17 protein-coding genes and 1 pseudogene are annotated in these 24,050 nt (G+C 70.9%); 12 read left to right on the top strand and 6 right to left on the bottom strand.

Annotated elements, in window-relative coordinates; translation table 11 throughout:
- Positions 1-656: 656 nt before the first annotated feature.
- From EDD27_RS20000 to EDD27_RS19980, 5 genes are all read right to left on the bottom strand, one after another.
- Positions 657-1,877, bottom strand: a complete 1,221-nt coding sequence (locus tag EDD27_RS20000; RefSeq protein WP_127933758.1) for an NAD(P)/FAD-dependent oxidoreductase — start codon at positions 1,875-1,877, stop codon at positions 657-659.
- Between the two features lie 162 nt (positions 1,878-2,039).
- A complete protein-coding gene (locus EDD27_RS19995; protein ID WP_127933757.1) occupies positions 2,040-2,981 on the bottom strand; it encodes a carbamate kinase in 942 nt (313 codons plus the stop codon).
- 1 nt (position 2,982) lies between these two features.
- Complete coding sequence (gene argF, locus EDD27_RS19990; protein WP_127933756.1) at positions 2,983-3,984, bottom strand: ornithine carbamoyltransferase; 1,002 nt, start codon at positions 3,982-3,984, stop codon at positions 2,983-2,985.
- Positions 3,981-5,237, bottom strand: coding sequence for an arginine deiminase (locus tag EDD27_RS19985; protein WP_127933755.1), 1,257 nt, complete (start codon positions 5,235-5,237; stop codon positions 3,981-3,983). The genes argF and EDD27_RS19985 overlap by 4 nt, the downstream gene beginning before the upstream one ends.
- Positions 5,234-6,673: an amino acid permease gene (locus EDD27_RS19980; RefSeq protein ID WP_127933754.1), complete on the bottom strand. Its 1,440-nt coding sequence runs from the start codon at positions 6,671-6,673 to the stop codon at positions 5,234-5,236. The genes EDD27_RS19985 and EDD27_RS19980 overlap by 4 nt, the downstream gene beginning before the upstream one ends.
- A 436-nt stretch (positions 6,674-7,109) precedes the next feature.
- On the opposite strand from EDD27_RS19980, the gene EDD27_RS19975 reads away from it, so the two are divergent.
- Entirely contained in the window at positions 7,110-9,857 is a 2,748-nt protein-coding gene (locus tag EDD27_RS19975) for a helix-turn-helix transcriptional regulator (protein WP_241564147.1), read from the top strand.
- Positions 9,858-9,872: 15 nt separating this feature from the next.
- On the opposite strand, the gene EDD27_RS19970 is transcribed toward EDD27_RS19975, so the two are convergent.
- Positions 9,873-12,605, bottom strand: a complete 2,733-nt coding sequence (locus EDD27_RS19970) for a cation-translocating P-type ATPase (protein WP_127933752.1) — start codon at positions 12,603-12,605, stop codon at positions 9,873-9,875.
- 251 nt (positions 12,606-12,856) lie between these two features.
- Here EDD27_RS19970 and EDD27_RS19965 point away from each other — a divergent pair, with 251 nt between their 5' ends.
- From EDD27_RS19965 to EDD27_RS19920, 11 genes and pseudogenes are all read left to right on the top strand, one after another.
- On the top strand, positions 12,857-13,567 hold the full coding sequence (locus tag EDD27_RS19965; RefSeq protein WP_127933751.1) for an alpha/beta fold hydrolase: 711 nt from the start codon (positions 12,857-12,859) through the stop codon (positions 13,565-13,567).
- 7 nt (positions 13,568-13,574) lie between these two features.
- On the top strand, positions 13,575-14,309 hold the full coding sequence (locus EDD27_RS19960; RefSeq protein ID WP_127933750.1) for an alpha/beta fold hydrolase: 735 nt from the start codon (positions 13,575-13,577) through the stop codon (positions 14,307-14,309).
- 4 nt (positions 14,310-14,313) lie between these two features.
- Positions 14,314-14,724: an STAS domain-containing protein gene (locus EDD27_RS19955; RefSeq protein WP_127933749.1), complete on the top strand. Its 411-nt coding sequence runs from the start codon at positions 14,314-14,316 to the stop codon at positions 14,722-14,724.
- A 49-nt stretch (positions 14,725-14,773) separates the two neighbouring features.
- Positions 14,774-15,061, top strand: coding sequence for a WhiB family transcriptional regulator (locus EDD27_RS19950; protein WP_127933748.1), 288 nt, complete (start codon positions 14,774-14,776; stop codon positions 15,059-15,061).
- Between the two features lie 153 nt (positions 15,062-15,214).
- A pseudogene (locus tag EDD27_RS58780) lies at positions 15,215-15,271 on the top strand (hypothetical protein); the annotation flags it as partial.
- A gap of 95 nt (positions 15,272-15,366) precedes the next feature.
- Complete coding sequence (locus tag EDD27_RS19945; RefSeq protein ID WP_241564146.1) at positions 15,367-15,948, top strand: SDR family oxidoreductase; 582 nt, start codon at positions 15,367-15,369, stop codon at positions 15,946-15,948.
- A 222-nt stretch (positions 15,949-16,170) separates the two neighbouring features.
- Positions 16,171-17,223, top strand: a complete 1,053-nt coding sequence (locus EDD27_RS19940) for a ferritin-like domain-containing protein (protein ID WP_127933747.1) — start codon at positions 16,171-16,173, stop codon at positions 17,221-17,223.
- A gap of 61 nt (positions 17,224-17,284) precedes the next feature.
- On the top strand, positions 17,285-17,464 hold the full coding sequence (locus EDD27_RS55610; RefSeq protein WP_206641530.1) for a hypothetical protein: 180 nt from the start codon (positions 17,285-17,287) through the stop codon (positions 17,462-17,464).
- A 458-nt stretch (positions 17,465-17,922) separates the two neighbouring features.
- Positions 17,923-20,586: a LuxR C-terminal-related transcriptional regulator gene (locus EDD27_RS19930; protein WP_164903697.1), complete on the top strand. Its 2,664-nt coding sequence runs from the start codon at positions 17,923-17,925 to the stop codon at positions 20,584-20,586.
- Between the two features lie 159 nt (positions 20,587-20,745).
- Positions 20,746-23,610 carry a helix-turn-helix transcriptional regulator gene (locus EDD27_RS19925; protein ID WP_206641529.1) on the top strand — a complete coding sequence of 955 codons (2,865 nt, stop codon included), beginning with the start codon at positions 20,746-20,748 and terminating at the stop codon, positions 23,608-23,610.
- Positions 23,607-23,939 carry a helix-turn-helix domain-containing protein gene (locus EDD27_RS19920; protein ID WP_241564145.1) on the top strand — a complete coding sequence of 111 codons (333 nt, stop codon included), beginning with the start codon at positions 23,607-23,609 and terminating at the stop codon, positions 23,937-23,939. The genes EDD27_RS19925 and EDD27_RS19920 overlap by 4 nt, the downstream gene beginning before the upstream one ends.
- Positions 23,940-24,050 lie beyond the last annotated feature (111 nt).

Here is a 24,050-nt window from a genome sequence, read left to right as displayed (position 1 = left end):
ACCCCGGTGTCGCGCCCTTGGGACACCGTGGTCGGCACCCTGGTCCACCGTTGTGGCCGCCTAGGGTCTCAGCGCGGCGGCCTAGGGTACCCCCGCGACGGAGGTGTCCTGAGCTGGGGACGAACGTCGGTGCCACGATTGGGGGTCGCGGCGGCGAGCTGCGCGCCGGGGGCACCCGACACCCGGTTCAGAAGCGCTGGGCCGAACGTCTCCGCGGTTGCGCGGCCACACGAAGGAAGGGGTCCCGAACCGGGCTGGGTGGGCCGCATGGAGGTCCGGAACGTGGCCTTCGTGCGGCTATTCGTGTCCTCGGGGCTGCGCCGGAGCGAGGGTGGGTCGCTACTGACGTTCGAGGTTCCATAGCGGCGGCTGGAAGCCGCCCGGTACTACCCAGGCAAGATCGCAGCCGTGGTGACGCGATCGAAGGAGGGGCCGGACGTTCTATGTCGCCTCGGAGGCGATCGGGGACGTCGAGGCCTACGTCTTCGACTCCCCGCGGCAAGGGCCTGATGTGCGCGTTCGACCGGTCGACCAGCCCGCCAGGGACGCCCTGGCGACCAAGCTCGGGGGAGGAGCAGGGCGTCCTGTTGCTGCGCTGCGGGCCCGCTCCGTACGCCTGCGCCCGGCCCTGAACATCCCTTGGCGGCTCCTCTGAGCTACTGGGAGACGCTGGTGGCGCTGCGGCGCGGCCCGGCGTAGCGCCAGAAGAAGTTGAGCAGCACGCTGGCCCGGTTGCGGCCGCCCAGCAGGTAGGCCACGTGGATGAAGATCCACACCAGCCAGGCAGGGAGCCCGTGGACGGTCAGCCCGTTGGGTAGTTGCAGCACGGCCTGGGCCTTGCCCACGGTGGCCATGATCCCCGGGTCCTGGTACGAGAACGGCCGCAGCGGCCTGCCCCGCATGGCCGCGGCGATCTGCCTGCCCACATGCTCCCCCATCTGGATCGCCGGCTGGGCGAGCTGCGGCAGCGGCGCGGGCGGCCCGGACAGGTCGCCGGCCACGAAGATCTCCGGGTGCTCCGGCACGTTCAGCGCTGCGGTGAGCGTGATCCGGCCGCCCATGCCCTGCGGCAGGCCCCAGTCGGCGACCTGCGTGGGCGCGGTCACGCCGAGCGCCCAGACGGTCAGGTCGCTCGGTAGCCGTGTCCCGTCCGCCAGCACCACCGCGTCCGGCTCCACCGCCGCCACCGTGGACCCCAGCCGAAGCTCCACCCCTCTCTTGCGCAGCGCCTTCGCCGCCGCGTTCCGTAACCGCGGCTTGTACGGCGCCAGCACGTGGTCGAACCGCTCCACCAGCGTCACGCTGGTCTGGCCCGGCGTGATCTCCGGATGTGTCAGCGGCAGCGTGCGGCGGCGCAGCTCGGCCAGCGTGCCCGCCATCTCCACCCCGGTCGCGCCCCCGCCCACCACCACGACGTGCGTGCTCTGGCGGCGGCCGAGCGCGGTGTCCTCCAACCGCTGCCCCAGCCGGTCGCGCACCGCCGCCGCGTCCCCGAGTGAGTAGATCGGCAGCGCGTTCTCCCGCGCCCCGTCGACGCCGAGCCAGTTGGTGGTCACGCCCGTGGCCAGCACGAGATAGTCGTAGTCCAGCCCGCTCCCGTCCTCGAACTCCACCCGCCGCTCTCCGGCCGACACCTTGCTCAGGCCGGCCCGGCGCGTGCGCACGTTGGGCCACCTGGCGGCGAAGGCGCGGATCGGATACGACACGTCCGACGCTCCCATCCCGGCCGTGGCGACCTGGTAGAGCAGGGGCTGGAAGGTCGCGTACGGGTTGCGGTCGACGAGCGTCACCAGGGCCCCGGTCCGAGCCAGCTCCTTCGTGGCGGCCAGCCCCGCGAACCCCGCGCCCACGACCACGACCCGCGCTCTCTGCACCATGATCCGATCCTTTCCCTGCCGGTGGTTACCTCCTGTCTGGACCGGACAGCCCGGCAAACTGTGACAAGAACGCTTGCACGCCGGCGGTGTGGCACGCGTGTACGGTTGCGGCCACCCTGCGCCGCGTACCACGCTCGGAGCCCAAAGGTCATCGCGCCATGATCATGCTGTCCTCCTCGACGCACCCGCTGAGCCGGCCGACGCCGTGATGGTGGTTCCCGCCATGGCGGCGAGCACCGCGGACGCGTCCCGCAGCGCCCCGATCGCGGCCGGTCGTCCGGTCGCGGTGACGAACTGGATACAGGCGTCGACCTTCGGCGCCATCGATCCGGCGGGAAACCGCATGGCGCGGAGCTCGTCGACGTTCACTGTGGACAGCGGTTGCTCTTGAGGGGTGCCGAAGTCACGCCGGACGGCGTCGACGTCGGTGAGCACCACGAGGCGGTCGGCTCCCAGTTCGATGGCCAGCAGCGCCGCCGTGAGGTCCTTGTCGACGACGGCCTGCGCGCCCTCGAATCGCCCGCCGTCACGGGCGAGGACGGGCACCCCGCCCCCGCCGCCGCAGATCACGGTCGTGCCGCCGGCCACCAGTTGCCGGATCGTGGGAAGTTCGATGACGCGACGAGGTGCCGGGGACGCGACGACCCGGCGCCAGGCCCGGCCGTCCCGGGCGATGGTCCACCCATGCTCCAGCGCGAACCTTTGGGCTACCGGCTCCGGGTAGACCTGACCGACGAACTTGGTAGGGGTGCGGAACGCCGGATCGTCCGCGTCGACCTCGGTCTGCGTGACGATCGTGACGACCGGCCGGGCCATGCCCGCGTTGCCCAGCTCCTGCGTCAGCCAGTATCCGATCATGCCCTGGGTCTGGGCACCGAGCGTGTCGAGCGGGAACGGGTGCGCCAGAGCAGGGTCGTTCTCGCTCTCGACGGCCAGCATCCCGATCTGCGGCCCGTTGCCGTGACAGAGCACCAGCGTGTGCTCGGCGGCGAGCGGGGCCAGTGCACGGGCGGCGGAGCGCACGTGCTGCCGCTGCACCTCCGCGTCCAGGCGTTCGCCTCGCTCAAGGAGGGCGTTCCCGCCCAACGCGACGACAAGCAGCATGTCACGCTCCCAGCGCCGCGACGAGCACGGCCTTGATGGTGTGCAGCCGGTTCTCCGCCTGCTGGAAGACCACGGAGGCGGCGGAGGTGAACACCTCATCGGTGACCTCGGCTCCGGCGAGGCCGTAGCGCTGGTGGATCCGCCGGCCGAGCTCGGTGCTGGTGTCGTGCACGGTTGGGAGGCAATGGAGGAACCGCGTGTCGGGACGGCCCGTGGCGGCCATCACCTCGGCCGTGACCCGGTAGGGGGTGAGCAGCGGAACGCGCCGGTCCCACTCGGCGTCGGCCTCGCCCATGCTGACCCACACGTCGGTGTAGATGAAGGCGGCGCCGTCGAGCGCCGTCGCGAGGTCGTCGGTGACCAGCACCCGGGCGCCGCTGGCCTGCGCCATGCGCTCGGCCCCCTTCACCAGCGGTTCCGGAGGACTCAGCTCCTCGGGTGCGGCGATCCGTACATCCATGCCGAGCATGGCTCCGGTGGCGAGCAGCGACCGGGCTACGTTGCCGCGCCCGTCGCCGACGAAGCAGTAGCTGATCGCCTCGATCTCGCCGGGCTGGTGTTCGCGCATGGTCAGGACGTCGGCGAGCATCTGGGTCGGGTGCCACTCGTCGGTGAGCCCGTTCCAGACCGGCACACCCGCGTGCCGGGCCAGCTCCTCGACGGTCTCCTGGCCGAATCCGCGGAACTCGATCCCGTCGAACAGCGAACCCAGCACCCTCGCGGTGTCCGCGACACTTTCCTCCCGGCCCAGGTGCGACCCCGACGGTCCCAGGTACGTGACGTGGGCGCCCTGGTCATAGGCGGCCACCTCGAACGCACATCGGGTGCGGGTGGAGTCCTTCTGGAACACGAGGGCGATGTTGCGGCCGGCCAGTGCGGGTCGTTCGCGTCCGGACCGCTTGGCTTCCTTGAGTGCCGCCGCGCGGTCGAGCATCTCGAGGAAACCCTCCCGGCCGAGGTCGGTCACGGTGAGCAACGAGCGGGATGCGGCTGAGCGGGTCATGACGACTCCTTCGAGGAGAAGGGCACGGGGTCACGCAGGACGGGACAGGTCATGCACCGTGCGCCGCCGCGTCCCCGGCCGAGTTCGCTACCGGCCAGAGGAATGACCTCGAGGCCGTGGTCGCGCAGCATGGCGTTGGTCGCGGTATTGCGCTCGTACCCGAGCACCACTCCGGGAGAGATCGCCAGGAAGTTGTCGGCGTCGTTCCACTGCTCCCGCTCGGCCTCGCGCCGGTCTCCCCCCGCGGTGAGGACGCGGACGTCGTCGTCCTCGATCGCCTCGCGCAGGCCGGCGGTCAGCCCTGTCCGGTGCTGGACGTTCCCATCGGGGGCGAGCAGCCAGACCCGGGCCGCGGCCTGGTCGAAGTACGGGTAAGCCACGAAGGTGGCCACGTCGACCATCGTGAGCACGGTGTCCAGGTGCATCGTCGAGCGGCTCTTGGGCAGCTCGACGGCCAGCACGCGGCGGGCATGGCCACCCGAGAAGAGCCGCTGGGCAAGCATCTCCATGCCCATCGGCGTGGTGCGCTCGCCCATCCCGACCATGACGACGCCGTCGGCGATGACGTGGATGTCGCCGCCCTCCAGCGTGGCCGGGGCGTGGTGGAGGTCGTCGTCGCCGTAGACGGTCACGAAGTCGGCGTCGGCGAACAGCGGATGGTGCCGGTAGACGGTGCGGGTGTTGATCGACTCGCGGCTCCGGGCCGGCTTGGCCATCGGGTTGACCGCGACGCCCCGTCCGATCCACGCCGCGTTGTCGCGTTGGAACAGCGTGTTGGGCAGCGGGGTGAGCACGAATTCGTCGGCACCGAGGCTCTGCCATGCCACGCTTGCCCCGCCGGGCAGGTCGATGTCCGACTTGAGGATCCCGCCGATCAGGTAGCCGGCCAGCAAGACCGGGTCGGTATCCGTGAACAGCGCCCGCAGCTCCCGGGCCAGAGCCGGTCCGAACTGCTGATCAGTGCACACGCGATCCACGGCGAAGCGCCGGCCGGCGTCCGTCGCGAGCGCCTGGGCCAGCAGATCCGCGAACAGATGCACCCGTACGCCGTGGCCTCTCAGCACCTCGACGAACTCGTCGTGTTCGCGGCGGGCGCGGTCCGCCCAGAGCACGTCGTCGAACAGCAGTTGGGCGGCGTTGTCCGGGGTCAGCCGGTCCAGTTCAGATCCGGGCCGGTGCACGATGACCTCGCGCAGCCGGCCGATCTCGGAATGGATGCCGACCTTCAACGCGACGTCCTGGTCTGTGGTCATCGCGTCACAGCCGGGGTCTCGCCGTACGTGCCGCGGCGGGCCTTGACCCACACGTACACCGGCACGCCGAGCAACAGGCAGAACGTCCCGTAGTAGACGGCCGCGTAGCCGCTCCCGGCGAGGGCCCAGAACCCGAACACCAGCGCGAGCGCCGAGACGACGACGTCGCGAGCCAGATGCCTGACCCGCAGCCGCCTGCCGTCGGTGCGCAGCCAGTACAGCTGCGCCGCGGCGGACAGCAAGTACGGGACGACCGAGGTGAGCACCGACAAGAGCACGACGGTGATGAACACCTGCTCGAAGCTGGTGTAGCTGACGACGGTGAGCCCCGCGGCCAGCAGAGTGGAGATGACGATCCCGAACGCGGGAACCCCGGCACGGTTCTGCCGGGCGAAGGCGGTCGGGAACAACCCGTCCTGCGCCGCTGCGCGCGGCATCTCGGCCACGATCAGGGTCCAGCCGACCAGCGCCCCGAAGCCGGACACGACGGCTGCGGCGGCGACCGTGGCCCCCGCCCATCGACCACCGAAGATGACGTTGGCCGCGTCGGTGAAGGGCGCGGTGGAGCTGACGAGGTCGTCGTGCGCCACGGTGCCGAAGACGGTGACGGTGCCGAGGATGTAGACCGCGGCGCAGGCCAGGGTGCCCAGCACGGTGGCCCGGCCGACGTTCCGTTTCGGGTCGCGGACCCGGGCCGCGGCGACCGATGCGGTCTCGATGCCCAGGTAGCTGAACAGGGCGATGGCGCCCGCGGCGCTGATCGCGCCGAGCCAGGAGGTCCCACTGGCGTTGAAGTCGCCGAAGTTCGCCGTGTTGATGAACAGCAGGCCGATGGTGGCCATGAACACCAGCGGGATGAACTTCAGGACGGTCGTGACGACCTGGAACGCGGCGAAGCTGCGCAATCCCAACAGGTTCACCAGCGCCGGCAGGAGCAGCCCGGTCAGCGCGATGACGATCGACCACCCGGCCTCGTGCCCGGTGTTCCAGAACACCTCAACATAGCCGACCCACGCCACGACGATCGCCGCGTTTCCGGCCCACGCGGTGATCCAGTAGCTCCAGGCGATGAGGAATCCGGCGAACTCGCCGAACGCGTCGCGGGCGTAGACGTAGGGGCCACCCGCGCCGGGCAGCCGTACCGCGAGATCGCGGAATGTCAGCGCCAGCGCGATCGCGCCGATCGTGACGAGGACGAACGCCACCAGCGAGATCGGACCGAACACCGCCAAGGCGGAGGGCAGAGCGAATACCCCGGTCCCGATGACCGAGCCGACCACCAGCGCCGACGCCGTACCGAGCCCGAAGCGGGGCTCACCCGTCTCGGGCCCGGCCGGCGCACCGGTCGTCGGCGGCCCGGCCGAGACTGATGCGGGCACGTCCGGAGGCAGCACGCGGCTGCCCGACTGTCGCGGCGCTCCGATGTCGTGGCTCATCACGATCTCCTCATGGGGATGTCGGCTACGGGATGGGGAAGGGCACGCAAGCCCGCCACCTGCGGGTCCCCGTCTGAGACCGGTCTCCAGCGACATGCAAACCTCATGATCCACCTTTCTTCATCACGAATCGGATAGGTTTGCCCACTTGGACCGGGCGGCCACCCGCATCTGTGACACCGCGGGCCAGGTGTTCCAGGGTGGTGCCTGGGCGGGGGCGTTGCCGACGACGCCTCCCGCTGCTGCCGAGCGGCAGACCTGTTCGTCTGCTGACGCTGCGGCCGGTGTCAACGGCTCTTTGCCGTGATCGAGATCGGAGCGATAGCCTGCCGATGTATGACATAACGCCAGTCGTCTCGTACCTCCGGCGTTGATGGTCCACGGGCTTACGGTGGGTGGGGCGGGGGCGGTGCCCATGGCAAGCAGGGGGCCTGGTTTGCAGCTGCGTGGGCGGCAGATCGAGTGCGAGACGCTGGACCGGCTCGTGGCGACGGTGCAGGCCGGCCATAGCTCGGTCCTGGTCCTGCGCGGCGAGGCAGGCATCGGCAAGACGGCGCTGATGGAGTACGCGCGGGGCAGCGCCTCCGGCTGCCGCATCGTCAGAGCGGCGGGCGTCGAGTCCGAGATGGAACTGGCCTTCGGCGGACTGCACCAGCTGTGCGCCCCGTTTCTGGATCATCTCGGTCGCCTGCCGCAGCCACAACGCGACGCGCTCGGGACGGCATTCGGCCTGAGCGCAGGCACTCCACCAGACCGCTTCATGGTCGGGCTCGCGGTGCTCAGCCTGCTCGCCGACGTGGCCGAAAAAGAGCCGCTGGTCTGCCTCGTCGATGACGCCCAATGGCTTGATCGAGTCTCCGCGCAGACCCTCGCCTTCGTCGCGCGACGCCTGCTCGCCGAGCCGATCGGGCTGGTGTTCGCGGTGCGCGAGCCCGGCCTCGAAGAGGAGTTGACGGGGCTGCCGCAGCTCGAGGTGGGGCGATTGAGCGACAGCGACGCTCGCGCCCTGCTGGACTCCGTGACTCCTGGGCGACTTGATGAGCGGGTCCGGGACCGGATCGTCGCCGAGACGCAGGGAAACCCGCTGGCCCTGCTCGAGCTGCCCCGGGGATTGACGGCGGCGGAGCTGGCAGGTGGGTTCGGTCGGCCCGACGCGCGGCCGCTGGCCAGCCAGATCGAGCAGAGCTTTCTGCGGCGGGTCCAGTCGCTCCCGGCCGAGACGCAGCGTCTGCTGCTCATCGCGGCGGCCGAGCCGGTGGGCGATGTGACCTTGTTGAATCGAGCGGCAGAGCTGCTGGGAATCGAAGCGGCCGCCGCATCGCCGGCTGAAGCGGCGGGACTGATCACCATCGGGACCCGGGTGCGTTTCCGGCATCCCCTGGTGCGCTCGGCGGCCTACCACGTGGCGGCCCCGGCCGACCGGCAGAACGTGCACCGCGCGCTGGCCGACGCGACCGATCCTCAATCGGATCCCGACCGTCGAGCGTGGCATCTCGCCAACGCGACGGCCAGCCCCGACGAGACGGTGGCCGCCGGGCTGGAGCACTCCGCCGATCGGGCACAGGCGCGCGGCGGAGTGGCAGCGGCGGCCGCCTTCCTTGAACGGGCGGCCGAGCTGACCCCCGACCCCGCGCGCCGTGGAACCAGGGCGCTGGCGGCAGCCCGGGCCAAATACCAGGCCGGCGGATACGATGCCGCGCTGGAACTCCTGGACGCGGCCGAACTCAGCCCGCTGGACGAACGCGAGCTCGCCCAGGCCGACCTGCTGCGCGGCCAGATCATGTTCGCCTCCAGAAGTGCCGGCGCCGGCTTGCCGCTGCTGCTCAAAGCCGGCAGGCGCCTGGAGCCGCTGGACGCCGGGCTGGCCCGCGAGACCTACCGTGACGCGCTCTACGCGGCTTTCACCGCCGGCCGTCTGGCGGTCGGGGCTCAGATGGTGGACGTCGCCAAGGCGGCCCTCGCCGCACCGCCGGGGCCGCCCCCGGAGCGCAACGATCTGCTCCTGAATGGCCTGGCTGTGGCGACCATCGAGGGTTACTCGGCGGGCATGCCGATGGTGCTGCGGGCCCTGGCCGGCTTCCGCACCGAAGGGATCTCCAGGGCAGAGGGCCTTGGCTGGCTCCCGCTCGCGTGCCGCACGGCCCATAACGTCTGGGACTTCGACAGCTATTCGGTGCTCTCGGAGAAGCTGGTCGACCTGGCACGCGAGACGGGGGCTCTGTCGGTGCTGCCGCCGGCCCTCCTCCTGCTTCTGTCGGCTCGGGTCCTCGCCGGCGAGCTTGCCGTCGCCGATGCGCTGGTCGCCGAGGCGATGACGATCGGTGAGGTGACGGGCAGCCGCTTCATGGCCCAGTACGGAGCCCTGGTGGCCGAGCCGTGGAGGGGCCGGGAAGCTGCGACACGTCAGGTGATCGAAGCGATCACGCGAGACACGGCCCTCCAAGGGGAAGGCAAGGTGCTGACCGCCACCCAATGGGCGAGCTCGGTGCTCTACAACGGCCTCGGTCGCTACGAGGAGGCGTATGTCGCGGCCGAGCGAGGCGCCGAGCACCCACAGGAGCTCGGACTGTCCACCTGGTCCATGATCGAGTTCGTCGAGGCCGCCGTCCGGAGCGGAAGGCCGGCCCGGGCTGCCGAAGTCGCCCAGCGACTCGACGAGATGGCGCAGGCCAGCGGCACCGACTGGGCCCTCGGGACCTCGGCGAGCGTGCGTGCCCAGGTGAGCGACGGGCCGGCCGCCGAGACTCTCTACCGTGAGGCGATCGAGCGGCTCAGCCGTGCCGACGTCCGGATGATGCTCGCCCGCACCCGGCTGCTCTACGGCGAGTGGCTGCGCCGGGAGAGCCGCCGCGTCGACGCGCGCGAGCAACTGGGCATCGCGTACGAGATGCTCAGCCAGATGGGGGCCGAGGCGTTCGCGGAACGCGCCCGGCGCGAGCTGCAGGCCACCGGGGAGACGATCCGCAAGCGCCCCGTCGAGGCGGGCACCACTCTCACCGCCCAGGAAGCGCAGATAGCGCGCTTAGCCGGTGACGGGCTGACGAACCCCGAGATCGGCGCTCAGCTCTTCATCAGCCCGCACACCGTCGAATGGCACCTGCGCAAGGTCTTCGTGAAGCTCGGCATCGCATCCCGCAAACAGATCCGCGCCACTCTGCTCGAAGACACGACGGCCACGGCCTGACGCCGTGATCGGCGCTCACGCGTCGTGGGTGCTCTGACGGCGGTCGCGGACGCGGAGCACGGCTTTGACGAGTTCGCCGACCCACAAGATGGCCGATCCGACGGCCAGGCAGGTCAGCCACTGGCCGAAGGTGAGATCGGTGGTGGTGAAGAAGCCGTGCAGGGCATCCAGTTCGACGATGAGCAGCAGCAGGGCGACGACCGCGAGGGTGGCGATCAGCGGGTTGGTGTTGTGCAGAGTCTCGCGGTGGAACAGGCTGCGGGTGGGGTGGCGGACAGTGAGCAGGTTGAACGCCTGGAAGAAGACGAAGGTGACGAGCGCCATCGTGCCCGCGACGCTGGCCTGACCCACGGCAGAGGCGGGCTCCGGTGCCCAGGCGAGGACGGCGGCGGTGCCGGTCGCCATGATGGCGCTGGTCATCAGGATGCGGATGAGGCGCTCCCGAGTGAGGATGGGTTCGCGTATGGGGCGGGGTGGCCGGCTCATCGCGTCCGGGCTGACCGGGTCGACGCCGAGCGACATCGCGGGCGGGCCGTCCATGACGAGGTTGACGAAGAGGATCTGCAGGGCGGTGAACGGGGCGCCGCCGGCGATGCCGGTCAGCGAGGTGATGAGGAAGGTGAGCACGAAGCCGAGCGCGGTGGAGACCTGGAAGCGGGTGAACTTGACGATGTTGTCGTAGACGCCGCGCCCTTCGCGTACGGCTCCCACGATGGTGGCGAAGTTGTCGTCGGTGAGCACCATGGTCGCCGCTTCCTTGGTCACCTCTGTCCCGGTCAGGCCCATGGCGACGCCGATGTCCGCCTTGCGTAGTGCCGGGGCGTCGTTGACACCGTCGCCGGTCATCGCGACCACGTCGCCGCGGGCCTGGAGGGCGCCGACGATGCGGAGCTTGTGCTCGGGTGAGACCCGGGCGATGACGCCGATGTCGTCCAGGCGGCGGGCCAGCTCGGTGTCGTCGGGGATCTGGTCGAGTTCGGCGCCGGTGACGGCTTGGCCGGGGATGTCGAGGTCGCGGGCGATGGCCGCGGCCGTCACCGCGTGATCGCCGGTGATCATGCGGACGCGGATGCCCGCGTCGCGGCACTGCGCGATGGCCTGCCGTGCCTCCGGCCTCGGTGGATCGACGATGCCGACCAGGGCGATCAGGACGATCTGGTCCAGCAGCTTCTTCGCATCGCCGCCGGCGTCGAAGCCGTCGGCGGCGAAGTCCTGGCGGGCCACGGCCAGGACCCGGCGGCCCTGTTCGGCCAGGGTCGCGTTCCCTTCCCCGTAGCGTCGCCGGGCCTGCGGGTCGATTCCGGTGATGCCGCCCGGGCCCAGGTAGTGAGCGGCTCGTGCGGCCAGGACGTCCGGCGCGCCTTTGATGAAGCAGCGCACGATCGGCTGGCCGTCATCGTCGGTCCAGTGGTGGAAGGTGGCCATGAACTTGTGGTCCGCGTCGAACGGGATCTCGGCCAAGCGCGGGCGCTGTCGGCGCAGTGCCGCGACGTCGATCCCGCCCTTTTCGGCGAGCACGACCAGGGCGGCCTCGGTGGGGTCGCCGACCACCTCCTCGTCACGGAGCACGGCGTCGGTGCACAGTGCCATCGCGATCAACGCCTGGTCCATGGTGTCCGGTGGCGGGCGGCCGTCGGTGGAGCGGATCCGCCCGTCGATGGCGTAGCCGTGACCGGAGACGGTGAAGCGCCGCTGCGCGAGGATGAGCTCCCGGGCGGTCATCTGGTTGAGGGTCAGCGTGCCGGTCTTGTCGGTGCAGATCTGCGAGGTGCTGCCGAGGGTCTCCACCGAGGACAGCCGTTTGACGATGGCTCCGCGGCGGGCGAGCCGGTCGGTGCCCATGGCCAGGGTGAACGCCACCACCGCCGGCAGTCCCTCGGGGATGGCGGCCACGGCCAGCGAGACCGCGGTGATGAACAGCACGCCGAACTCCTGCCCGCGTACCAGCCCGAGCGCGACCACCACGACCACCACGACGGCCGAGATGAGCGCCAGGGTCCGGCTGAGTGCGTTGATCTGCCGTTGGAGCGGGGTCGGGGCAGGCTTGGCGGCGGCGAGCAGGCCGGCGATCCGGCCGGTCTCGGTCGCCATGCCGGTGGCGGTGACGAGCATTTCGCCCCGTCCGCGGGTGACCGCGGTGTTCATGAACAACGCATTCGTACGGTCGGCCAGCGGCGCCCCCTCCTCGACGCGGCCGACGGCGGACTTGGCGGCCGGCTGCGCCTCTCCGGTCAGCTCCGCCTCCCGCACCTCCAGTGAGGCCGCGGACACCAGCCGCCCGTCCGCGGGCACTCGGTCCCCGGCCTCGACGACCACCACGTCACCGGGAACCAGCTCCTTGGCGTCCAGGCGGGCGAGCCGGCCGTCTCGCCGGACGGTCGCCATGGTGGAGGTCATCTTCCGCAGCGCCTCCAGCGAGGCTTCGGCGCGGGATTCCTGCACGAAGCCGATGGTGGCGTTCAGCAGCACGACCACGGCGATCGCCAGCGGGGTCTCCCACTCGCGCGAGATCAGCAGACTGACCACAGCGGCGATCAGCAAGATCAGGATCATCAGGTCCTGGAACTGACGCAGGAACGCGCGCCAGCGCGGTTCGCGGGCCGCCTCCCGCAGCTGGTTGGGGCCGTGGCGCTCGAGACGTCGCGCCGCCTCGCCGGCCGACAGGCCCTGGTCCGGGGCCGCTTGGAGCCTGACGGCGACATCGCCGGCCGGCAGCGCGTGCCACGGCACGTGGTCCGGTTCGATCATGCTGTCGCCCTCCGGTGGCTGCGTGGTCGTCTCTTCAGCCGGCGGTGCGGCCTCCTCCTAAGACCGGACGGCCGCGCGGGGTTGTGACAGCGTGTTTCCACGCGTCGCCCGGCATGACCGGCCGCACGCCGAGACTGAGGGGTGAGCACATTGCTCGATTCACCTCCCGTACGAGCACGGCGTTGTCACAGATTCGGTGGCCGCCCGGTCCAAGTGGGCGAACCAAGCCTGAACACCGGAAAGGCACACTCATGAACGAGCAGCCCGTCATCGTCCTGGTCCACGGCGCCTTCGCCGAATCGGCCAGCTGGAACCGCGTCATTCAACGCCTGCACAGCAACCAGCTCACCGCCGTCGCCGCGGCCAACCCCCTGCGCAGCGTGGAGGGCGACGCCGCGTACGTGCGCGACGTGATCGCCGGCCTCGGCCGGCCGGTCGTCCTGGTCGGCCACTCCTACGGCGGTATGGTGATCACGCAGGCGGCGGTCGGCAACCCGAACGTCCGCGCCCTGGTCTACGTCGCAGCCTTCGCCCCCGAACCCGGCGAGAGCGCACTGCTGCTGTCCGCCAAGTTCGAGGGCAGCACCTTGGGCGGCGCCCTGAACGCCTACCCGGTCGCCTCCGGCGGCAACGAGTTCCGCATCGACCCGGACAAGTTCCACCACCAGTTCTGCGCCGACGTGGACGCCGGTGAGGCTGCCCTGATGGCGGCGACCCAGCGACCGGTGACCGAGCGGGCGCTGACCGACGGGCTGACGGCGGACGAGCCGGGCTGGCGTACCACGCCGTCCTGGTTCGTCCACGGCGAGAGCGACCTCAACATCCCGGCCGCCGCACTGCGGTTCATGGCCGAACGGGCCGGCTCGCGCGGAACCCGCGAGATCGCCGGCGCCTCACATGCGATCGCGGCGTCCCAGCCCGACGCCGTGGTCGCCGCCATCCTCGACGCCGTCGGCCAGTGATACGCCCATGCCTGCGATCCTCATTCACGGCGTCCCCGACACCCACCGCCTCTGGGCAGGCGTTCGCCGGCACCTGACGCGTACCGATGTGGAAGCGTGGGACCTGCCCGGGTTCGGCGCTCCCCGGCCGGACGGCTTCGGCAGTACCAAGGAGGAGTACGCCGACTGGCTGATCGGCCGTCTGGAGGCGGTCGGCGAGCCGGTCGACCTGGTCGGGCACGACTGGGGCTGCATCCTCACCGCCCGGGTCGCGTCCTTGCGCCCCGACCTGGTGCGTACCTGGGCCGGCGGCAACGGCCCGATCAGCGCCCGATACGTATGGCATCCGCTGGCCAAGATCTGGCAGGACCCGGTCGAGGGGGACCGCTTCATGGCCGGGCTGACGCAGGACGGCTTCGCAAGCGATCTGATCAACGGCTTCGAGGTTCCCGCCGGCCTGGCCAAGGAGATGGTGCGGCACGTGGATGCGCTGATGAAGGACAGCATTCTCAAGCTCTACCGCTCCGCGGTGCGGATGGGCAGCGAGTGGGAACCCGGTCTGACGAAGCTGACCTCGCCCGGCCTCGTGTTCTGGGGCGCGCGCGACCCCGCCTGCCCGGTCGAGTTCGCCGACGAACTGGGCCAGGCCATCCGGGCGGAACACGTGATCAAGCTCGACTGCAACCACTGGCCGGTGCTGCAGCGGCCTGCGCAGGTCGCCGCCGCGCTCGAAGGGCACTGGCGGCGCCACGAAGGCGGCTGATCGCATGGTCACCTCCCGGCACCTCAAGCCCTCGGCCAGCCCCGCGAAGGCCTCCACCACGTCGCTGACACTGAGGCATCAGCATCTTCCCGGCACGTGCCTGATCGCGGTCGGGGGTGAGGCCGACCTCACCACCAGCGGCCGGCTGGCCCACTACATCAACCGCGTCCGGCGACCCGGCGACCATGTGGTCTTCGACCTGACCGAGCTGTCCTTCCTGGACTGCTCCGGCCTGCGAGTCCTGATATCCAGCGCTCGCCGGGCCGCCGCCGAGGACGCGGGCGTACGTCTGGCGGGTGCCCGTGGCGCCCCCGCCCGTCTGCTGGAGATTGTCCGGATTCACGCGCTTCTGCCCGTGTACAACACGGTCGACCAGGCCCTCGCCGCCGTTCTGACCGTCGCCCGGATCAGCTGAAGCCAGCCCCCATGTCGACCCATGCACCCTCGTTCACCAGGTGGCGATCATGACTATCCAACAGACTCACCAGCACTACGCCCCGCGATCCCCTCTGCGCTGGTCGACCCGGGCCGCCTGCCAGGACGCGGACCCCGGCCTGTTCTTCCCGATCACCTGGGACGACCACCCCAGGCAACCCGATGATCAGGCACGGCGCATCTGCCAGGCCTGCCCAGTAAGGCAGAACTGCCTCGACTGGGCCCTGACCACCGGCGAACCGGACGGCATGTGGGGCGGCACCACCCCAGCAGAACGCCGCCGGCTACGCGCCCGCGAACGGCGGGCCACGGCCTGACCATCCGCCTGCGGTGTCCACCCCTCGGGGGCGGGAGTCCTCTGCAGCGTGAAAAGAAAATTTCGCGGCACCTGTCACGAGTCCGGAGGATGTCCGGTCTTAGCTGGCGACCGGTTGGTAACAGGTACCCCCGGCGGACAGGAGGGCTTGCTCATGAAGATCGTGGTTATCGGCGGGACGGGTCTGATCGGGTCGAAGCTCGTGACGAAGTTGGCTGAGCATGGTCACGAGGCGGTGGCGGCAGCGCCGAACACCGGAGTCAACACCCTCACCGGCGAAGGGCGGGCGCGCAGGTGGTGGTCGACGTGTCGAACTCCCCGTCGTTCGAGCGGGCCGCGGTGCTGGAGTTCTTCGAGACCTCCACCCGTAATCTGCTGGCGGCGGAGGCGGCGGCAGGGGTCGGCCACCACGTCGCGGTGTCAATCGTGGGCACCGAGCGGATGCCGGAGAACGGCTACTTCGCGGCGAAGATCGCTCAGGAGCAGCTGATCGAGAAGTCGTCCATCCCGTTCTCGCTCGTGCACGCGACGCAGTTCTTCGAGTTCGCCCGCGCCATCGCGGACGAGGCCACGGTCGATGGCAAGGTGCACATGGCGCCCGTGCGCTTCCAGCCCATGGCTGGCGACGACGTGGCCCAGGCGGTCGGCCGGACCGCGGTGGGGTCGCCGCTGAACGGCAGGGTGGAGGTGGCAGGGCCGGAGCAGTTCCGGATGGACGAGTTCTTCCGCGAGGCCCTGGCCGCCTGGGGCGACTCGCGCGAGGTGGTCACCGACCCGCAGGCGCGCTACTTCGGCAGCGTGCCGGGCGAGCGCACGCTGGTGCCCGGTGACGGCGCCACCTTCGGCCAGATCCGCTACCGCGACTGGCTCAAGACCGCCGCTCAGTAGCAGCAGACCCTCACCTCAGATCAGCCCGTCATCCCAAAAGGGGCGCACGCGATGACCGTGGTCTGTCGAGTACCCGCCCGGCGAGTCCGGAGCGCCGCCAGATCTCCGCGCGCCTGAATTCGCGCGGTCAGCCGGTCTGCCGGACCTCCACTCGAGCCGCGTACGAGCTCAGGACCGAGGGCGAGGCGAAACGCTCCTTCCGACAACCGAGGCAGGAGACTCATGACATACCTTGAACCACAGCGACCTGCTGCCGCACGGATCGACACCCTCGACAGCCTTCGTGAGCACCTTCAGTGGGCGATCGAGCTGGAACACGCGACCTTGCCGCCGTACCTGTGCGCGCTGTACTCGCTCGACCCGGAACGGAATCCGGATGCCGTCGAATTGGTGAGCACCGTCTTCGTCGAAGAGATGCTGCACCTGGCGCTGGCCGCCAACCTGCTCAACGCCGTCGGCGGCCGGCCGCGGCTGGACACGCCGGAGATGTTGCCGCCGTATCCCCGGCGGCTGCCCCACGGTGAGCTGGAGCTGTCGCTGCTGCCGTTCGGCGCCGAAGCGCTGGAGATGTTCCTGCGCCTGGAACGGCCGGCGCCGCCCGGCGCTCCGGCCGAGGGCGACGGCTACGAGACGATCGGGCAGTTCTACGACGCGGTCGAGCAGGGCCTGCGCGATCTGTGCGACCGGCTCGGCGAGCGCGAGGTCTTCTGCGGCGATCCGGCTCGCCAGGTGAGCGGCGCCCATTTCCGGCACACGGCAGGAGCGCTGTTCGCGGTCGAGGATCTGGAGTCCGCTCTGGGGGCGCTGGGGGAGATCGTCGAACAGGGCGAAGGCACCTCCCACGGTGAGGTCTGGGACGGTGACCAGGACGTCTTCCACCCCGATCGGGAGGAGGTCGCGCACTACTACCGCTTCCAGGAACTCAGGGCCGGTCGGCGGTACCGGCGGGGCGACACCCCGCAGTCCGGGCCCACCGGCGAGGAGGTCCTGGTGAACCTGGCCGCCGTGCGCCCGATGCGGCCCAACCCGCGTCTGTCCGACTACGCTGCGGGCAGCGCCATCCGCACGGCCCAGGAAGAGTTCAACCACACCTACTGCGCCCTCCTGAACCAGCTCGAACAGGCCTTCAACGGCAGCCCGAAGCAGCTCGGGGTCGCCACCGGCACCATGTTCGCGCTCAAGGCGCAAGCCGAGGCCCTGATGCGGATGCCCGACGAAGACGGCACCACGGCCGGGCTCACCTTCGAATACGTGCCACCCGAGTCGCGCCGGTGAGCATCGGCGACCTCTGCCGAGAAACAACGCACTGTGAAATCACGAGCGAAGGAAAGACATCATGAGCAGACACATCCTGGAGCCGGTCGCGTGGGAGCTGGCGGAGGCGACATCGAAGCCGCCCCTCCTGTATGAGCTGGGCTTCGACGGCGCCCGCAAGGTGCTGGACGACTGCCCTGGTACCAGGCGCCGGCGAAGCTTGCGGGAATCTCCCTGGTGCTCGTCACCGCCCTCAACGTGATCTTCCGATGACCATCTTCTCCCTGGAAAGGAGCCGGTACATGACCGACGACCAGCCCGCCACCAGCCGGTACGGCGGCGCAACGGAGAACGCCGGACCGCGTAACGGCTGCGCCCTGTGATCATCGAATCACCCGCACAGCCCATGGAGAAGGCCGACGTCACCGTATCCCGCGGGTGACCGGAACAGCCGGATGCTCCACCCACGTGTCGCCCTGTCAACCCTGAGCCCGGCCGGCGGCACCACCGCGAACGAGGCCACAACCCGCGCGTAGTCGACGACGTCGGCGCCGATCCTCGGCGGCCCAGGGGGCTGCCAGATACCGCGTGACCTGCTCGTGTTGCACCGCTCCTTGCATCTGATGAATGATTCTCGCGTCAGATGGAAGGGGTGGGCGTGGCCAGAGGGGTGGGACGGCCGCAAGGATCGGTCCGGCGCGCGCCAGGCGGGGGCCCCGGGTGATCGTCGGGCGGGCGGCGCAGATCCAGGCGCTGACCGCCGTGCTGGATGAGGCCACGCAGCACCGCGGTGGCGCACTTGTGGTGCGGGGCGAGGCCGGGATCGGCAAGTCCGTGCTGTGGCGGGAAGCCTGCGCGCTGGCCGAGGTCCGCGGGATGCGGGCGCTGACCACCGTGGGCGTGCAGGCCGAGGTGCAGCTGCCGTACGCCGGGGTCGGGCACCTGTTCCGCCGGCTGCGGCCGGAGTTCGGCGCGGTCGAGGGCGAGTCGCCGTTCCGGGTCGGCGTCGAGGTGCTCGACCTGCTCGGCGGTCTGGAGGAGCCGGTCCTGCTGGCCGTGGAGGACGCCCACTGGCTGGACCGGGCGAGCTGGGAGGTGCTGGCCTTCGTCGCCCGGCGCCTGGAGTCCGACCCGGTCGCGCTCGTGCTGACAGCGCGCGACGGCGAGGACGTCGACCGGCTCCTCGCCGCCGCCGCGCTGCCGGAGCTGCGGCTCGAGCCGCTGGAAGCCGATCCTGCCGGGACCTTGCTCGACCAGGTCGCGCCCGGTCTCTCGCCCGCCCTGCGCGCACGCGTGCTCGCCGTGTCGGCGGGCAACCCCCTCGGACTGGTCGAGCTCGGCGGACTGGCCGCCCGCTCCGGCGGCGCCGCGCTGCTGCCGTCACGCCTTCCGCTGAGCACCCGGGTGGAGCGGACGTTCGCCGGACTGGTCGGCGAACTGCCTGCGGCGACGCGCGCGCTGCTGCTCGTGGCGGCGTTGGACGATGGCGACGACCTCGATGAGATGCTCGCGGCGGCATCCCAGTTCGAAGATCGGCCGGTCACGGCCGACGACATGCAGCCGGCCGTGGTCAGCCGGCTGGTCAGCGTGGACGAGCAATACCGGTTGCGGTTCCGGCACCCGCTGTTGCGCTCGGCCCTGCAGCAGTCGGCGAGCGCGGCGCAGCGGCGGCGGGCGCACGCCTGCCTCGCAGCGGTCGTGGCTGACGACAATCGGCGGTTGTGGCACCGCGCGGCCGCGGCGACCGGCCCCGACGAGAACCTCGCCGCGGATCTGGCCGCCGTGGCCATCCGGGCCCGCTACGCGCAGGCCGCGGAGATCGCGCTGGCCGCGATGGAGCGGGCGGCGCAGCTGAGCGAGGACCCGCAGGAGCGCGGCAGCCGGCTGTTGTGGGCCGCGACGACGGCAGATGAGCAAGGCGACGCCAATGCGGCACGCCGCCTGCTCGAATTGGTGGACGAGACCCAGCTGCGCCCGGCGGACCTGGCGCGGCTGTCCTGGTATCGCGAGACGTATCTCGGCAGCGGCTGGACCGGCAGCGCGCGGCTGGGCGTCTACATCGAGCTCATTGACACCATCCGGCGCGCCGGTGACATCGAGCTGGCCCTTGAGGCTCTGACCAGTATTTGCCTGAGGTTCTACTGGTCCAACCCCGACGACCTCATCAGGCTCCGGTTCGTGCACGTCGCGGAGCAGATCGACGCACCGGAAGATGACACCCGGGTGCTCTGCGCGCTGGCCCAGGTCGCCCCCGTCGAGCGCGGCGCGTCCTGCCTCGAGGGATTGACGGCGTTGCGGTCCCGGCTGGACCTGACCCCGCCGCAGCAGCGCGACCTTGGCTTCGCGGCGTCGGCGCTGGGCGCGTACGCCCTGTCGAACACGTTCCTGCAGGCGAGCGCGGACGCGCTGCGGGCACAAGGCCGGATCGGCATGCTGACGCAGACCCTCACGAGCCTGGCCTACAACGCGGCCGCCGCCGGCGACGCGAGGGCCGCCGTGTCGGCCGCGGCGGAGTGCGTGGCGCTGGCCACCGAGACCCGGGCGCCGGTCTGGGCACTGCAGGCCCGGCTCCAGCTGGGCATGGCCGAGGCGCTGCGCGGCAACGAGGAGATCGCCACCGAGATCGCGGATGTCAGCGAGAAGACGATGCTCACGGCCGGCATGCATGCGATGTTGTCGCTGACGCAACGCATCCGCGGCATCAACGCGCTCGCCTCCGGCCGGTTCGAGGAGGCGTTCAGTCATCTGTATCGGGTGTTCGACGCAGGCGACATCGCGTACCACCCATACCTGCGCTTCCACCTTGTCGGGCACCTGGCCGAGGCGGCGGTGTACTGCGGCGCGCTCGACGAGGTCGGCGTCGTGGTGGCCGAGCTGACCCCGATCGCCGCGCAGAGCCGCTTGCCCGTCCTCCTCACGGGGCTCCGTTACGCGGAAGCCGTGCTGGCCGACGACGCGGCGGCGTACGAGGCCGCGATCGCCGCGGACCTGCGTGACTGGCCGTTCGAGCGGGCACGCCTGCAGCTCACGTACGGCGGATGGCTGCGCCGGCAACGCCAGGCGGCGGAGTCGCGGCCGCTGCTGCGCGCCGCGGCCGCCGCGTTCGACGCGCTGGGGGCGGCGCCGTGGGCGGAACGGGCACGGGCCGAGCTGCGGGCCACGGGCGAATCCCGGCGCAAGCCTATCGACGCCATCGACGCGCTGACCCCGCAGGAGCAGCAGATCGCGCGGCTCGCGGCCGACGGGCTGAGCAACCGGGAGATCGCCGAACGGCTGTTCCTGTCTCCGCGCACGGTCACCACCCACCTCTATCGGATCTACCCGAAGGTCGGGGTAAAGTCGCGCAGCGAACTCGCCGCCATGATGGCCGAACGGTCGTTCTGACGAGGGCGGGCGGCGGCCGCCGATCCCGCGTGCCCGGCCGCCAGGCTCCGGGGACGGACGGCGTCGGGGCACGTTCTCGCACCATTACGTACTCCTACGTACGCAGTCCCCCCTCAACCACTCGTACGTTCTTGAACACGTCAAGGTTCGGGAGATGTGGTGGGGGGTGATTCCGGGGTGCTTGGCAAGTCGAGCCTCGAGCTTCTCGGGGACGTGGGCGGACACGGCGGAGGACTGCCGACGTTGGGCAGCGTCAGGAGTCTGCCCGGCAGGGTTCACCGTTCCGGCACAAAGGCCGGCCTGCTGGGCCGGCAGGCCGAGTGCGAGGCGCTCGACCGGCTGCTCGCCGCGGTTCGCGTCGGCCAGAGCCGGGCGCTGGTGGTGCGCGGTGAGGCGGGAGTGGGCAAGACGGCGCTGCTGGAGCACCTGACCCAGAGGGCCTCTGGTTGCCGTGTGGTGTGCGCCGCGGGTGTGCAGTCGGAGATGGAGGTCGCGTTCGCGGCCCTGCACTCGCTCTGCGCGCCGATGCTGGACCTGCTGGACGGCCTGCCGGGACCACAGCGCGACGCGCTCGGCACGGCGTTCGGGCTACGCGCCGGACCGGCGCCGGACCGCTTGCTTCTCGGCCTGGCCGTCCTCAGCCTGCTCGCGGCGGCGGCCGACGAGCGTCCGCTGGTGTGCGTGATCGACGATGCCCAATGGCTGGACCACGCCTCGGCGCAGGTGCTCGCCTTCGTCGCGCGCCGGCTGGTCGCGGAATCCGTGGCTTGCGTGTTCGCGGTACGCGGCGCCGACGAGATGGAGCAGCTGTCCGGGCTGCCGGTGATGGACGTCGCGGGCCTGTCCGCCGGCGATGCCCGGGCGCTCCTGCGCTCGATGGTCCCCGGCCCGCTGGACGAGCAGGTACGGGATCGGCTGGCCGCCGAGGCCCGTGGCAACCCGCTGGCGTTGCTGGAGCTGGTGCGTGAGTTCACCCGTCCTGAACTGGCGGGCGGGTTCGGGCTGCCGACAGCCCAGACGCTTTCGGGCCGCATCGAGAACGCCTTCCGGCGACAGCTGGAACGCATGCCCGCGCACACCCGGCGACTGTTGCTGCTGGCGGCCGCCGACCCGCTCGGCGACGCGGCGCTGGTCTGGCGGGCGGCCGCGCGGCTCGGCCTCGGTATGGCGGTGATCGGCGCCGCGAACGACATGATCGTCATCGGGGTCCGCGTGCGGTTCCGGCATCCGCTGGCGCGTTCAGCGGTGTACCGGGCGGCCTTGCCGGAGGAACGCCGGAGGGTGCACCTGGCGCTGGCGGAGGCGACCGATGCCGATCCGGATCGGCGTGCCTGGCACCGCGCGCACGGCACCGCGCAGCCGGACGAGGAGGTCGCCGCGGAGCTCGAACGCTCGGCCGCACGTGCGCAGGCGCGCGGTGGCCTGGCGGCCGTCGGCGCCTTCTTGGAGCGGGCGGCCGCGCTCACGCCCGACCCTCAGCGCCGGGCAGAGCGCGCGCTGGCCGCCGCACGGGCCAAGCACCTGGCCGGCGCCCCCGAGCCGGCCCTGGTGCTGCTGGCCTCGGCCCAGGCCGGGCCGCTGGACGAGTTGCGACTGGCCCACGCGGAACTCCTGCACGCCGAGATCGCGAGCGCCTCGAATCCCGGCAGATCCGCCGTGCCGATGCTGCTCAAGGCCGCCGGACGGTTCGAGCCCCTGGACACCGGACTGGCTCGCGACACGTATCTGCAAGCGTTGTCCGCCGCGATCTGCGCCCTCCCGGACGAGGGCCCCGGCCTCGTGGACGTCGCGGCGGCCACCCGTGCGGCGCCACCCGCACCCGCCACCCCCCGGGTCGCGGATCTCCTCCTCGACGCCCTGGGCCGGCACTTCACGGAGGACGCGCGGAGCGCGGCACCGGCCATGCGGCGGGCCTTGGCCTTCTTCTTGACCGAGGACATCTCCGCCGCGGAGGAGTCCCGCTGGCTATGGGCCGCCCACATCATCGCCGTGGCCCTGTGGGACGACAGGTCGAGTCGCGAACTGGCGGATCGTCACGTCCGTCTCGTCCGTGACACCGGCGCGCTCGCCCTGCTGCCCCTGGCGTGGTGCACGCGTCTCATACGGCTCACCTTCGAGGGCGAACTGGACGAGGCGGCGTCGGTGAACGAGGAGATACAGACGCTCGTCGCCGCGACCGGTGTCCGGACCTGCTTCGGATACCACGGGCCGGGGGGCGGCGCCCTCGCTGTGGCAGCGTGGCGGGGACAGCAGGCCGAGACGGAACACCTGGCCGATGCCCTGATGAGCGAGGCGGCATCCCACGGCGAGGGATCCACCGTGTCAGTCAGCCAGTGGCTGAGAGCCGTTCTCCACAACGGCCTCGGCCGGCACGAGGAAGCCCGGGCGGCCGCCGAACGCGCCTGCGCGTACCACCCCTCGCCGGGTGCCGCGGCACATTGGGCGCCGGCCGAGCTCGTCGAGGCGGCGGTCTACAGCGGCGAGCGCGAGCTCGCCGCCCGAGCGCTCGAGCAACTCGTCGCGACCACTCAGGCGAGCGGAACCGACTGGGCTCTCGGGGTCGAGGCCCGGTCGCGGGCGCTGCTCAGCCAAGGCGACGAAGCCGAAGACCTCTACCGCGCGGCTATCGACCGGCTTCGGCGGACCCGCATGCGCGTCGACCTCGCCCGCTCCCACCTGGTCTACGGCGAATGGCTGCGCCGCGAGCGCCGCCGGCTCGACGCGCGCGAGCAGTTGCGCACCGCCTACGAGCTGTTCATGGCCATGGGCATGGACGGGTTCGCCGGCCGGGCGGAGCGCGAGCTGGTGGCGACCGGAGAGATGGCCAGCAGGCGTACGGTCGAAACCGTCGACCAGCTCACGCCGCAGGAAAAGCAGATCGTGCGGCTGGCCCGTCAGGGCATGACGAACAAGGAGATCGCCGCTCACGTGTACGTCAGCCCTCGCACCGTCGAATACCACCTTCGGAAGGTCTTCGCCAAGCTCGGCATTACCTCTCGTAACCAGCTCCAAGGCATCGCATGACCGGTGATGGGACGGCGCTGCCCCTGCCGAAGACCAGCGCTGCCGGGGAGGCTCACGAGATGACCTGCATGGACTACCGGTGGCGCCTGCGGGAGGTCATGGCCGGTCGCGGCATGTTCTCCACCACCGACCTACGTCCGCTGCTGGCCGAGCGCGGCATCGACCTGTCGCCGAGCCAGGTGTACCGGCTGGTGGCGGAGAAGCCGGAGCGGCTCAGCCTCCGTACGTTGATGGCGCTGCTGGACATCCTGGACTGCACCATGGAGGACCTGATCGAACCGCTGCCCGCCCGGTCATCCGGCGCGGACGGGGACGCACGCCGAAACTGACCCGGCGCATCCATCCCCATCCGTGTCACAGATTGGGCGGCCGCCCTGTCTTAGCTGAGGAATGAATCCGACGAGGCGCCGAGATGGAGAGGGCAGCCCATGAGAATCACG

This window comes from Nonomuraea polychroma (genome assembly GCF_004011505.1).
Classification (GTDB): Bacteria; Actinomycetota; Actinomycetes; order Streptosporangiales; family Streptosporangiaceae; genus Nonomuraea; species Nonomuraea polychroma.
This window is presented reverse-complemented; position numbering and strand designations above follow the sequence as displayed.

Excerpts from the sequence above, each read along its gene's own strand:
- EDD27_RS55610 (WP_206641530.1), top strand. The coding sequence starts at position 17,285 with ATGAGCAGACACATCCTGGAGCCGGTCGCGTGGGAGCTGGCGGAGGCG.
- EDD27_RS19995 (WP_127933757.1), bottom strand. The coding sequence starts at position 2,981 with ATGCTGCTTGTCGTCGCGTTGGGCGGGAACGCCCTCCTTGAGCGAGGC.
- EDD27_RS19970 (WP_127933752.1), bottom strand. The coding sequence starts at position 12,605 with ATGATCGAACCGGACCACGTGCCGTGGCACGCGCTGCCGGCCGGCGAT.
- EDD27_RS19955 (WP_127933749.1), top strand. The coding sequence starts at position 14,314 with ATGGTCACCTCCCGGCACCTCAAGCCCTCGGCCAGCCCCGCGAAGGCC.
- EDD27_RS19920 (WP_241564145.1), top strand. The coding sequence starts at position 23,607 with ATGACCGGTGATGGGACGGCGCTGCCCCTGCCGAAGACCAGCGCTGCC.
- EDD27_RS19980 (WP_127933754.1), bottom strand. The coding sequence starts at position 6,673 with ATGAGCCACGACATCGGAGCGCCGCGACAGTCGGGCAGCCGCGTGCTG.
- EDD27_RS19940 (WP_127933747.1), top strand. The coding sequence starts at position 16,171 with ATGACATACCTTGAACCACAGCGACCTGCTGCCGCACGGATCGACACC.
- EDD27_RS19960 (WP_127933750.1), top strand. The coding sequence starts at position 13,575 with ATGCCTGCGATCCTCATTCACGGCGTCCCCGACACCCACCGCCTCTGG.
- EDD27_RS20000 (WP_127933758.1), bottom strand. The coding sequence starts at position 1,877 with ATGGTGCAGAGAGCGCGGGTCGTGGTCGTGGGCGCGGGGTTCGCGGGG.
- EDD27_RS19985 (WP_127933755.1), bottom strand. The coding sequence starts at position 5,237 with ATGACCACAGACCAGGACGTCGCGTTGAAGGTCGGCATCCATTCCGAG.
- EDD27_RS19950 (WP_127933748.1), top strand. The coding sequence starts at position 14,774 with ATGACTATCCAACAGACTCACCAGCACTACGCCCCGCGATCCCCTCTG.
- EDD27_RS19965 (WP_127933751.1), top strand. The coding sequence starts at position 12,857 with ATGAACGAGCAGCCCGTCATCGTCCTGGTCCACGGCGCCTTCGCCGAA.
- argF (WP_127933756.1), bottom strand. The coding sequence starts at position 3,984 with ATGACCCGCTCAGCCGCATCCCGCTCGTTGCTCACCGTGACCGACCTC.